13 protein-coding genes, 1 tRNA gene and 1 other annotated feature are annotated in these 12,923 nt (G+C 30.8%); all 14 genes read left to right on the top strand.

Features of this window, described 5'->3' with window-relative positions; translation table 11 throughout:
- The first annotated feature begins 93 nt into the window (after nt 1–93).
- Nucleotides 94–1,578 (top strand): carboxyl transferase domain-containing protein, encoded by a 1,485-nt coding sequence (locus tag B2S02_RS10635; protein ID WP_346848852.1) that lies wholly within the window; start codon nt 94–96, stop codon nt 1,576–1,578.
- Nucleotides 1,579–1,590: 12 nt separating this feature from the next.
- Nucleotides 1,591–1,965 (top strand): OadG family protein, encoded by a 375-nt coding sequence (locus B2S02_RS10630; RefSeq protein WP_346848853.1) that lies wholly within the window; start codon nt 1,591–1,593, stop codon nt 1,963–1,965.
- Nucleotides 1,966–1,990: 25 nt separating this feature from the next.
- Nucleotides 1,991–2,407 carry a biotin/lipoyl-containing protein gene (locus B2S02_RS10625; protein WP_346879124.1) on the top strand — a complete coding sequence of 139 codons (417 nt, stop codon included), beginning with the start codon at nt 1,991–1,993 and terminating at the stop codon, nt 2,405–2,407.
- Between the two features lie 16 nt (nt 2,408–2,423).
- Nucleotides 2,424–3,563 carry a sodium ion-translocating decarboxylase subunit beta gene (locus tag B2S02_RS10620; RefSeq protein WP_346920693.1) on the top strand — a complete coding sequence of 380 codons (1,140 nt, stop codon included), beginning with the start codon at nt 2,424–2,426 and terminating at the stop codon, nt 3,561–3,563.
- 105 nt (nt 3,564–3,668) lie between these two features.
- Nucleotides 3,669–3,839 carry a hypothetical protein gene (locus tag B2S02_RS10615; RefSeq protein ID WP_346879126.1) on the top strand — a complete coding sequence of 57 codons (171 nt, stop codon included), beginning with the start codon at nt 3,669–3,671 and terminating at the stop codon, nt 3,837–3,839.
- 6 nt (nt 3,840–3,845) lie between these two features.
- A complete protein-coding gene (locus B2S02_RS10610) occupies nt 3,846–4,028 on the top strand; it encodes a hypothetical protein (protein ID WP_346848856.1) in 183 nt (60 codons plus the stop codon).
- A 176-nt stretch (nt 4,029–4,204) separates the two neighbouring features.
- Entirely contained in the window at nt 4,205–4,984 is a 780-nt protein-coding gene (locus B2S02_RS10605; protein ID WP_035130756.1) for a type III pantothenate kinase, read from the top strand.
- Between the two features lie 8 nt (nt 4,985–4,992).
- Entirely contained in the window at nt 4,993–5,970 is a 978-nt protein-coding gene (gene dusB / locus B2S02_RS10600) for a tRNA dihydrouridine synthase DusB (protein ID WP_346879127.1), read from the top strand.
- 133 nt (nt 5,971–6,103) lie between these two features.
- Complete coding sequence (gene greA / locus B2S02_RS10595) at nt 6,104–6,583, top strand: transcription elongation factor GreA (RefSeq protein WP_346848858.1); 480 nt, start codon at nt 6,104–6,106, stop codon at nt 6,581–6,583.
- Between the two features lie 66 nt (nt 6,584–6,649).
- A complete protein-coding gene (gene lysS / locus B2S02_RS10590) occupies nt 6,650–8,155 on the top strand; it encodes a lysine--tRNA ligase (protein WP_414632264.1) in 1,506 nt (501 codons plus the stop codon).
- 254 nt (nt 8,156–8,409) lie between these two features.
- Nucleotides 8,410–8,484, top strand: a tRNA-Asn gene (locus B2S02_RS10585).
- Between the two features lie 131 nt (nt 8,485–8,615).
- Nucleotides 8,616–8,782 (top strand) — a binding site (T-box leader).
- Between the two features lie 79 nt (nt 8,783–8,861).
- On the top strand, nt 8,862–10,253 hold the full coding sequence (locus B2S02_RS10580) for a glycine--tRNA ligase (protein WP_346848868.1): 1,392 nt from the start codon (nt 8,862–8,864) through the stop codon (nt 10,251–10,253).
- A gap of 378 nt (nt 10,254–10,631) precedes the next feature.
- The gene (locus B2S02_RS10575; RefSeq protein WP_346879129.1) at nt 10,632–10,754 is read left to right on the top strand and encodes a hypothetical protein; all 123 of its coding nucleotides are present in this window, start codon (nt 10,632–10,634) and stop codon (nt 10,752–10,754) included.
- 56 nt (nt 10,755–10,810) lie between these two features.
- Entirely contained in the window at nt 10,811–12,190 is a 1,380-nt protein-coding gene (murD, locus tag B2S02_RS10570) for a UDP-N-acetylmuramoyl-L-alanine--D-glutamate ligase (protein WP_346920692.1), read from the top strand.
- Nucleotides 12,191–12,923 lie beyond the last annotated feature (733 nt).

Raw genomic sequence — 12,923 nt, 5'->3', positions numbered from 1 at the left:
AAAATGAATTAAAACTTGCAATGAATATATACAAATGGTGTTAAATGTGTTATTATTATATACGGTAAAGTTAATATGTCAGGAGGCAGTAAAATGAATAAACTTGAAGTGTTTAATTCGCTTAAAGAGACATCACATTTAGGTGGTGGAGATAGTCAATTGCAAATGCAACACAACCTAAATAAACTTACAGCGAGAGAAAGAGTTCTTGCATTATTAGATGAAGGAACATTTGTAGAAATTGGTGCTCTTGTTTTAGACAATGGAGCCGGTGTAATTACTGGTCACGGAACTGTAAATGGTAGACTAGTATTTATATATAGTTGTGACTATACAGTTGAAGGTGGAACTTTTACAAAAGCTATGGGAAGAAAAATAATAAATATTCTTGATAATGCTGCTAAAATAGGTGCTCCTGTAGTTCAAGTTATTGATTCCATAGGTGGAAAATTAAATGAAGGAATAGAATTACTTGGTTCCTATGGATTAGTTTTAAATAAGTATGCTAAGTTAAGTGGTGTAGTTCCAAGAATATCAATTATTTGTGGTCCTTGTAATGGGATAACATCATTAATTGGTACAATGAGTGATATAGTGGTTGCTGTAGATGAAATAAGCGATTTAAGTGTATCTTCTTTAGGGAAGCTTACTGAAAAAGAAGGTAAATATGTGGATAAATCAATGGTGAGCAATGGAGTAAGTGCTAATAAAAATAGTAATGCGCACATAAATACTGCTACTGAAGAAGAAGCATTCCAAGTTGTGAGAAATATAATTTCTTATATGCCATCAAATAATTTAGAATTACCTACTGTTAGTAATGAAGATTTAAATTTAAATTTAAGTAAGCTAAATCTTGATGAAATGGTTGAAAAGGACAGTTATTCCTTAGATGAAATATTAAATACTATAACTGATGTAGATAGTATTATAGAGATATATGGAGGATTTGCTGCAAACTTTAGAACTGTACTGGGAAAAATCAACGGTTTGACAGTTGGAGTTATATTAAACTCTAGCAATAAAGAAATTGATAATTTAGGAGCAAATAAAGTTGCAAGTTTTGTAAAATTATGTGACAGTTTCAACATATCAATTTTAAGTTTAGTAGATACCAAAGGAGCATCAGTTTCTTTAGAAGAAGAAAATAATGGACTTGCTAAAAATATAGGAAAGCTTATGTATTCGTTAATTGATGCTTCAGTTCCAAAGGTTTCTTTAGTTATTGGGGAAGCATATGGCCTTGGATATGAAGTATTGGCTTCAAGAGAATCAGCTTTTGATGTTACAATGGCTTGGCCAACAGCAAAGGTATGTTTAACAAATCCAGAAGAATATATAAAAGGATTACACAGAGATGAGATATTTAACTCAGAGGATCATAAACAAGGGGAAAAAGATGTAATTGCTAAATATTATGATGAAGTAACAACTCCATATAATTTAGCTAAAATGGGAATTATAGATGATGTAATAAAACCAAGCGAAAGCAAGCAAAGGATATTTGCTATGCTAGATATGTTACAAAGTAAAAGAGAATTAAAATATCCTAAAACACATGGTAGTACACTAGTTTAGGAGGAATAAGATATGAAAGAAACATTATTCAGAAACTTCACTCTAGATAATTTATCCTTTGCATTAGGTGTATCTGCCATTGCTATGATAATAGTGTTTGGAGTATTAATAGCACTTATGCTAATAATTAAGTTACAGAGCTTTTTATTAGGAAGAGATTATAAAAAGAAATCCAATACTAATGATGAGCCTAAAGAAGAATCAATTACGGTAAGTGAAGTTGATAACACTGTGCAAGCAGTAGATATTAATAAAGAATATGAGTTAGTAGCAGCTATAATGGCATCACTATCTGCTCATACTGGTAAACCACTAGATGAACTAAATATAAAGAGTATAAAAAGGATTAATAATAATTCAAGTTGGAGAAGTGCTTCTATTAAATAGAAGCATTGTTAGGAGGATATTTCGTATGAAAAAGTATAATGTTACAGTTAATGGAAGTTTATATCAAGTAGAAGTAGAAGAGGTAAAGGGTGAATTTGCTACACCAGTAGCAGCAGTAGAACCAATAGCATCAGCAAAACCGGTACAACCAACACAACCAGTAGCTCCAGTGGCATCATCAACTCCAGCACAAGCTCCAGCTGCATCACCAGTTGCATCAACAGCAGATGGTGCAAAGGTAGAAGCACCAATGCCGGGAACAATAGTTAAGGTACTTGCAACTAAAGGGGCAACAGTTAAACAAGGAGAGGTTCTCTTTGTACTTGAAGCTATGAAGATGGAGAATGAAATAATGGCTCCAGCAGATGGAATTGTAGTAGAGATAAATGTAACACAAGGAGCCGCAGTTAATACTGGAGATATATTAGCTGTTATTGGATAATAGGAGGTCAACTTAAATGAATGTTTTTGAAGTAATTAAGGATTTGCTTGCCTCTTCTGGGTTTGCGGCCTTAACATGGCAGCAAGCAGTGATGATAGGAGTATCTTTAGTTTTCATATGGTTAGCAATTGGTAAAAAATTTGAACCTCTTTTGTTATTACCTATAGCCTTTGGTATGTTACTTACTAACATACCATTAGGTAATATCATGGCTGAGCCAGTAGGTAAGGAAGTAGGAGGATTGTTATATTATTTATCAAGAGGAGTTAAGTGGGAAATATTCCCTCCGCTTATATTCTTAGGGGTAGGAGCAATGACGGATTTTGGCCCATTACTTGCTAATCCATCTAGTGTACTTATGGGAGCGGGGGCACAATTTGGTATTTTCTTTGCTTTTGGAGTAGCTATTCTTTTTGGATTTACACCACAAGAAGCTGCATCTATAGGAATTATAGGAGGAGCAGATGGTCCTACAGCTATATTCTTAACTAATAAGCTAGCAGGACATTTACTAGGACCTATTGCAGTGGCAGCATATTCATATATGGCACTAGTGCCACTTATACAACCACCAATAATGAAGGCTCTTACAACTAAAGAAGAGCGTAGAATAAAAATGGGACAACTTAGACAAGTTAAGCAAATAGAAAAGATTGTATTTCCTATAGTTGTAACTATAATGGTAACTTTATTATTACCATCCTTATTGCCATTAATAGGAATGTTAATGCTTGGCAACTTATTTAAGGAGTCTGGAGTAGTTGGAAGACTTTCAGATACTGCACAAAATGCCCTAGTAAATATAGTTACTATATTTCTTGGACTTTCTGTTGGAGCAACTGCAACAGCAGAGGCCTTTATAAATCCTAAAACCATAGGAATAGTTATAATTGGAGTGGCTTCCTTTGCTGTAGCTACAGCAGGAGGAGTACTTGTAGGTAAAATCATGTGTAAATTAACTAAAGGTAAGATAAACCCATTAATTGGATCTGCTGGAGTGTCAGCAGTACCTATGGCAGCTAGAGTTTCTCAAGTTGTAGGTCAAAAGGAAGATCCTACTAACTTCTTACTTATGAATGCTATGGGAGCAAATGTATCTGGAGTTATAGGAAGTGCAGTTGCAGCGGGTGTATTATTAACCTTATTCGGATCTTAATATTAAGTTAAATTGTAAATAGTTTATAAAAAAGGTATGTACTTTTAAAATAAAGGTATATACCCTTTTTTATTTGATAATAATAAAAAAAAGGAGGCGATTATTATGAAGGATATAATGATTCAATCTCTAATTGAAAAAGAAAATGAGATTATTAAAAGTTATAAAAGTTATCTGACAAACATAACTGTTCAAGAAATTGACAACAAGGCACAGGACTCTATTGTAAGACATAATAATCATGTAAAGACTTTAAAAAATATTATAGGGAGGTAGGGGCCAATGTTCAATGGTGAGGATAAGGAAAAAAATATTAGAAGAAATTATATAAACAAGAAAGAGGAAAATTTAAAAAAGTTATATCTTAATATTTTGAATAATTCTGATGATGGAACATTAAAAGAAGAATTATATGAGATTTTTAAAGATGAGTTGGATATAATAAATAGTAATAATCTAATATAAAACATAATAGAGTAGTCTAGAGTGGTATTACATAAAATTCATTAACACATTAAGTAGTATTAACTTAAAAAAGTTAATTAAATTATATAGTTAAAGTGTTAAATGTGTTATAATAATTAGGAACATTTAAAAAGCAGCTTAAAAGCTGCTTTTAATTATATAGAGGTGACATGATTATGATATTCGTATTAGACGTAGGAAATACTAATATAGTATTAGGTATTTATAAGAATGAGGAATTAATAGTTGAGTGGAGATTATCTACAGATAATAGAAAAACTTCTGATGAATATATGATAGAAGTAGCACAGCTTTTTGCTTACAACAAGCTAGAGGTTAGTGATATATCAGGAGTTATTATTTCATCAGTAGTTCCCAATATAATGTATTCCCTAGAACATATGGTTAGAAAGTTTTTTAACAAAAAACCTCTAGTAGTAGGGCCGGGAATAAAAACTGGAATAAATATAAAATATGACAATCCTAAAGAAGTAGGAGCAGATAGAATAGTTAATGCAGTAGCAGCTCATGAAATGTATAAAAAACCATTAGTTATTATAGATTTTGGTACTGCGACTACTTTTTGTGCAGTAGCTGCTAATGGAGATTATATAGGCGGAACTATATCGCCAGGTATAAAAATATCCTCAGATGCTTTATTCCAAAGAGCTGCTAAACTTCCAAGAGTAGAGCTTATAAAACCAGAAACAGTTATTTGCAAAAATACAGTAGCTAGTATGCAAGCAGGTATTGTATATGGTTATATAGGTCAAGTTGATTTTATCGTAAGTAAAATTAAAGAGGAAATGATAGCATTAGGTGAGGAAAATCCTATGGTAATAGCTACAGGAGGTCTTGCTAATCTTATAGCTGAGGGATCAAAATCTATAGATAAAGTTGAACCATTCTTAACTTTAGAAGGACTTAGAATTATATACGAGAAGAACAGAGAATAGGTGATAGAATGAAAATTTCAAATATAAGCTTCGAAAATCCTGTATTTCTAGCTCCTATGGCAGGAGTTACTGATATAGCATATAGAGGTATATGTAAAGAAATGGGATGTGGACTAGTTTATACAGAAATGGTTAGTGCAAAAGGGTTATATTATAATAGTAAAAATACCGGAACCCTTATGAGAATAAGTGATGAAGAAAAGCCGGTTGCATTACAGATATTTGGAAGTGAGCCAAAGATAATGTCATTTGCTTGTGAGTCTATTCAAGGTATGGATGGAGTTGCTATTATAGATGTAAACATGGGATGTCCAGTACCAAAGATAGTTAAAAATGGAGAAGGTTCTGCTTTGATGAAAAATCCTAAGCTTGCTGGCGAAATTGTTAAAGAAATGAAGAAGTCTACAAATAAGCCTATTACAGTAAAGTTTAGAAAGGGTTTTGATTCAAATAACATAAATGCTGTGGAGTTTGCTAAATATTTAGAAGATGCAGGAGTAGATGCTATAACGGTGCATGGAAGAACTAGAGAGCAAATGTATGAAGGTAAGGCGGATTGGGATATAATAAAGCAAGTAAAGGAAGCTGTTTCTATACCTGTCATTGGAAATGGTGATATTTTCGAGGCAGAAGATGCTATAAATATGAGGAAACAAACTAATTGTGATGGTATAATGGTAGCGAGAGGTGCTATGGGAAATCCTTGGATATTTAAAGAGATAAAACAAGGAATTGATGGAAATGATATAGTGAGGCCTACTGATGTAGAAAGAATAGATATGTGCATGACTCATTTGAATAGAGCCGTAAAGTTCTTTGATGAAAATAAGGCTGTAAGAGAAATGAGAAAACATATAGCATGGTATATTAAGGGATTAAGGAATTGTACCGAAATTAAAGATAAAATCAACTCTGCTATATCCTATGATGAAATGTATGATTTATTAGAAAAATATAAATTAAATTATGAAAAGTGGTATTTTTAATATAAATATACCTTCATTGACAAGGGATTGCAGCTGTTTTATAATTAATCAAAGATTATAGAGACTATATATGATACAATTGAGTATTTATAATGATATAGAATTATTTAGTAAGATTGAAGGGGAGAGAAAAATGAGCGAAGCTAAAAAATACGTGATGACTTACGAAGGAATAAAGAAGCTTGAAGATGAGCTAGAGTACTTAAAAACAGTTAAGAGAAAGGAAATAACAGAAAAGATAAAGGTTGCTTTAGGATATGGAGATTTAAGTGAAAATTCAGAGTATGACGAAGCAAAGAATGAGCAAGCATTTGTTGAAGGAAGAATTATTCAACTTGAAAATATGCTAAGAAATGCATCTGTGGTAGATGAAAGTGAAATTCCTAAAGATATGGTTAGTATAGGAACAAGTGTAAAAGTGTTTGATTATGAATTTGATGAAGAAATAGAATTTTATCTTGTTGGCTCTGCTGAAGTAGATCCTTATGAAAATAAAATTTCAGATGAGTCCCCTGTTGGAAATGCGCTTATGGGGAAAAGAACAGGAGACATTATAGAAGTATCAACTCCAGATGGAATTAACAAGTATAAAGTATTGGAAATTAATAGATAATCATAAATGAAAAACTAGGAGGAATGGTCTATGGCTACAGAAGTTAACAATGATAATTCACAAGAAATTGTAGTAGATAATGAACAATTACAAGCTCAAGAAGCTGAATATAATGAACAAGTAATGATAAGAAGACAAAAACTAGCTGATCTTCAAGCCCAAGGAAAAGACCCTTTTGACGTATATAAGGTTGAAAGAACTCATGAGGCTCAAGAAATAAAGGATAGCTATGAAGAACTTCAAGAAACAGAAGTTACAATTGCAGGAAGACTTATGTCTAAAAGAATTCAAGGAAAAGCTGGATTCTGCGATATTCATGATAGATCTGGTAAAATGCAAGTATATATAAGACTTGATAGGGTTGGAGAAGAACAGTTTAAAGATGCAAAAACTTTTGATATAGGTGATTTTTTAGAAGTTACGGGTATACCATTTGTAACAAAGACAGGAGAAACTTCTGTTAAAGCTAGCAAAGTAACTTTAATTTCTAAATCATTAAAACCACTTCCAGAAAAATGGCATGGACTTAAAAATCCAGATTTAAAATATAGACAAAGAGAAGTAGACCTAGTAATGAATAAAGATGTAAGGGATACTTTTATTAATAGAATAAAAATTATAAAAGCTGTAAGAGAATTCTTAGATAATAGAGGATACTTAGAAGTGGAGACTCCTATTTTATCTCCTATAGCTGGAGGAGCAGCTGCAAGACCATTCGTAACTCATCATAATACCTTAGATATAGATATGTATTTAAGAATTGCTACCGAGTTATACTTAAAAAGATGTATAGTTGGTGGACTTGAAAAAGTATATGATATGGGTAAAAACTTCAGAAATGAAGGAATGAGTATAAGACACAATCCGGAATTTACAATGATAGAATTATATGAAGCTTATGCTGATTATAACGATATGATGAAAATAACAGAAGAATTAGTTGCATATGCTTGTGAGAAGGTTCATGGTAGCACTAAAGTAAATTATCAAGGAACTGAAATAGACTTTACACCACCATGGAGAAGAATTACTATGATTGATGCTGTAAAGGAATATGCAGGTGTAGACTTCAATGAAATTAAGACAGATGAAGAAGCTAGACAAATTGCAAAAGAAAAACATTTAGAATTTATAAAGGAATTAAAAGATTGTACAAAGGCAGATATATTAAATGGTTTATTTGAAGAATATGCCGAAGAACATTTAATTCAACCAACATTCCTTTGTGATTATCCAGTAGAAATATCACCATTAACTAAGAAAAAACGTGGAAATGAAGCATTTACTGAGAGATTTGAAGGATTTGTTTATGGTAGAGAAGTTTGTAATGCTTATTCAGAACTAAATGATCCTATAGTTCAAAGACAAAGATTTGAACAACAAGCAAAAGAAAGAGAGCTTGGAGATGATGAGGCTTATCTAATTGATGAGGAATTCATGAGTGCTCTTGAGGTAGGAATGCCTCCAACAGGTGGACTTGGAATTGGTATAGATAGAATAGTAATGTTCTTAACTGATTCAGTATCCATCAGGGATGTTATACTATTCCCAACAATGAAACCTCTACAATAATATATAATTTTAAAATTAATTTTACCCAAAAATTATTACATATTAAAATAATTTTTGGGTAAAATGTTAAGGTGCTAATTTAATATATAATATAATTAAAGAGATATTAAATAATTATTGCATATTAAAAAGATTTTTGGATAAAATATTAAAGTATTCATATAATGTAAGCAAAAGAAATTATTTTTTTAATTTTATAAAATAGTGTTGAAATTTACATTAAATATGCTATAATCTAGATATGAATTAAATATTCCGCGATAGCTCAACGGTGGAGCACTCGGCTGTTAACCGATAGGTTGGAGGTTCGAATCCTCTTCGCGGAGCCATTTTTTATAAGATAACTTACGGCGGGCTTTTAAGTCGGCTTATTTTGTTATAGTAAACAATATAACAAAATAATATTTTAATTTTATTTTGAATTATAATATGATGTGAGGATAATAATATTAAAAACTGAATAATAACGATGATAAAGAAAAGTAGTAATAAAGATTTTAAAGAGAGATGATGGCGGGTGTAAATCATTAAATCAATATTATGAAGGGAGCTTTTGAGTTAGTGATAAATTTTAAAGATGAGCTTTAGCTAATAAGGGTGGAACCGCGGATTAATTTCGTCCCTTAATTGGTTAAAGTTTTTTTATTTACAAATATTAATTTGTAAATTGCAATTAATAATAAAAACATTGATGGAGGTAATGAACATGGCAAAACAATTAACTATGGATAAAATGGTAGCTTTATGTAAAAATAGAGGATTTATATTTTCTGGGTCTGAAATTTATGGAGGACTTGCGAATTCATGGGATTATGGTCCTTTAGGTGTGGAATTTAAAAATAACGTTAAAAAAGCATGGTGGAAAAAGTTTGTTCAAGAAAATCCTTACAATATAGGTTTGGATTGTGCAATATTGATGAATCCAGAAGTTTGGGTAGCAACAGGTCATGTAGGTGGATTCTCTGATCCATTAATGGATTGCAAAGAATGTAAGGCTAGATTTAGAGCTGATAAGTTAGTTGAAGATCATATGGTTTCAGAAGGCGCAGAAGTAGCTGTAGCTGATGGATGGACTAATGAAGAGTATAAAGAATATATTGAAAAACATAATGTGGTTTGTCCAAAGTGTGGGAAAATGAATTATACAGATATAAGAAAGTTTAATCTTATGTTTAAAACTTTCCAAGGCATAACTGAAGACAGTAAAAATGAAATATATTTAAGACCAGAAACAGCTCAAGGTATTTTTGTAAACTTTAAAAATGCTCAAAGAACATCAAGAAAGAAAGTACCTTTTGGAATAGCTCAAATAGGTAAATCTTTCAGGAATGAAATTACTCCAGGTAACTTTACCTTTAGAACAAGGGAGTTTGAGCAAATGGAACTTGAATTTTTCTGTAAGCCAGGAACTGACTTAGAGTGGTTTGAATATTGGAAGGAATATTGTAAGAATTTCTTATTTAACTTAGGAATGGGTAAGGAAAATCTAAGGTTTAGAGATCATGAAAAAGAAGAACTATCATTCTACAGTAATGCTACTTGTGACATAGAGTTTTTATTCCCATTTGGATGGGGTGAACTTTGGGGAATAGCTGATAGAACAGACTATGACTTAAAAAGACACATGGAACATTCAGGAGAAGAGCTATCTTATCTAGATCCAACTACTAATGAGAAATATGTACCATACTGTATAGAACCATCATTAGGAGCTGATAGAGTTGCATTAGCATTCTTGTGTGAAGCTTATGATGAAGAAGAACTAGAAGGTGGAGATGTTAGAACAGTGATGCATCTTCATCCAGCATTAGCACCATTTAAGGCTGCGGTACTTCCACTTAGTAAGAAATTAAGTGAAAAGGCTCTTGATGTATATGGAATATTATCTAAAAAGTTTAATGTGGATTATGATGAGGCTGGAAGTATAGGAAAGAGATATAGAAGAGAAGATGAAATAGGAACACCATTCTGTATTACTATTGACTTTGATACTATAGAAGATGAGAGTGTTACAGTAAGGGATAGAGATACTATGGAACAAGTAAGAATGCCAATAAGTAATCTAGTGTCTTATATAGAAGAAAAAATGGAATTTTAATAGAAGTCTATATAGATTTAAAATAGCTCTAGGCATTAATTTGCTTGGAGTTATTTTATAGTAAAGAATATAGCAAGTTGAATATGTAAAGTAAAAATATATTGGTATGATAAATTAAGGGTGTTTAAAAAATGTATTGTAGTCTAAAATTTAAATGAATATTGTATTTAAAGGTTTATTAATGGAGATTTATATAAATGGATAAAAAAATAACCGGATTTGCATCCGGTAAAAAATAGGGTTTAATCATGGGGATATGTTATGTGCAATGTTAAACCTTTGGGGAAAAGTTTTAACACCTTTACTTACGGCACAGACAGATTATATCATATTAAAAAACTCATAGCAATAGCTTTTTTAAAAAAATAATAAATTAAATTGAAAAAACATTGGAAAGTTAGTGAATTGAAGGGGAAAATAGGCGAAAATAAAGAAAATAGGGGAACTTTTGCAATAAATAGAATAAGTATTTTTCATAGAGTTTTTTTAAGTCTGATGTAGTGATATAATTATAGTATAGAAGTAAGCTAATATATGGCGGTACTGGAGGAATAAGAATGAAAAGAAATTTTAGTGAGTTTAAGAAGTTTATTAAGGATAAAAATGTAGCAGTAGTAGGAATAGGGGTAAGCAATATACCACTTATAGATTTCCTTGTTGGTTTAGGAGCTAAAGTAACTGCATTTGATAAAAAGAATATAGAAAAATTTAAAGAAGTTGTAGACAAGTATCAATGCAAAGGAGTTAAATTTGAATTGGGAGAAGGATATCTATCTAATTTGCATGGTTTTGATGTTATCTTTAAAACCCCATCTATGAGAATTGATAGTAAAGAATTAACTATAGCCAAAAATGAAGGTGCATATATAACATCCGAGATGGAGGAGTTTTTAAGATATTGTCCTGCTAAAATATACGGTATAACAGGAAGCGACGGAAAAACAACAACTACATCTTTAGTATATAGTATTTTAAGTGCGGCTGGTTTCAAAACTTGGGTTGGAGGGAATATAGGTACCCCATTATTCACAAAAATAGAAGAAATATCACCAGATGATAAGGTTGTTCTTGAGTTATCAAGTTTTCAACTTATGACTATGGATACATCTCCAGAAGTAGCTTTAATTACAAATTTATCACCTAATCATTTAGATATGCATATAGATTTACAAGAATATATAGATTCCAAAAAGAATATATTTAAATATCAAAATAAAGATAACCTGTTGGTGTTAAATGAAGATAATGATGTTACAAGAAATATTAAAGGGGAAGAAAATGGGCGTCTTTATACTTTTAGTAGGAATAGTGTTATAGAAAATGGAGCGTATTATAAAGATGGAGTTCTTTTTGCTAGAGGTAAAAAGGTATGTAATAAAAGTGAAGTATTGCTTAAAGGTATGTATAATATAGAAAATTTATTGGCAGCCTTCGCTCTGATAGTGGATGATGTGGATGTAAAGTATATGAGAGAAGTCGCAATTACTTTTAAAGGTGTAGAACATAGAAATGAATTTGTAAGAAGCTATAGAGATGTAGAATATTATAATAATTCTATAGCGTCAAGTCCTACTAGAACATTAGCAGGTATAAAAGCTTTTGAAAAACCGGTAGTATTAATTGCTGGAGGACGTGATAAAAAAGTTCCTTTTGATCCATTAGCATATGAAGGATATCCATATATAAAATCATTGATCCTGCTTGGGGAAGCTAAGGAACAAATTAAAAAAGTTTTTGACAAATTAAAAAATGAAAAAGGTATCCATGTTGATATTCATATGGTTGATACGTTAGAAGAAGCTGTAAATAAAGCAGTAGAAATATCAGTAAGTGGAGACATAGTTGCATTAGCTCCGGCATGCACAAGTTTTGATATGTTTGAAAACTTTGAGATTAGAGGAAATAGGTTTAAAGAAGTGGTTAAGAATTTAAAGTAATAGAACATTATTAAAAAAAATATATATCTATAATACTTTATATTAACCTAATAATAGAAAGATATATTCCTAGAACGCAGTTTTGATTTACTGTTTTCTAGGAATTTACTTTTTAAATCATAATGTCAATTGATTTGTAAAGCTTACTATAAGAAGATTATATTAGCTTGTTAGGTTAGTTATAAGTAATAATGACACACTATTGTACTTCACATTTTAATATCTATTGTAATCTGGTTATACAAATAGGAAATTTCCTTGAAACCCGCATGGATAGAACAACTATTTAACTAGTTATATATATAACTAGTTTTCAATTTATATAGGTAACTATTTATTCTAAATCTATATACTCGGAGTGGTTTATAAGATTTTACTGATGAAAAACATATAATTAATTAGTAAAATAGGCCATATCATAAATAAATTAAAAAACTTAACCAAGTGTATCAATGCATGTAAATTAGAGAAAAAATAAGAAATTTAGAGAAAATAAAGGATAATTTATATATATAATCACATAGGCTAAGAAGTGAAAGCCAACCCTATGATATTATAAATCTCGTCACTAAGTGATGCGAACTTCAAAGTTCAAATCTAGATAACTTTAAAGATGGATTTAAAGAAAAAAAGTTTTAAAAAAGTTTAAAAAGTTATTGACATAACAAAATGATGGTGATAAAATTTAAAAAGTAGTCAGTCAGCAGATTGATGAAAACCAAATGGTCTTTGA

Origin of the sequence: Clostridium sp. UBA7339 (assembly GCF_002470865.1) — a bacterium.
In the GTDB taxonomy this organism is placed as follows: Bacteria; Bacillota; Clostridia; order Clostridiales; family Clostridiaceae; genus Clostridium_J; species Clostridium_J sulfidigenes.
This window is presented reverse-complemented; position numbering and strand designations above follow the sequence as displayed.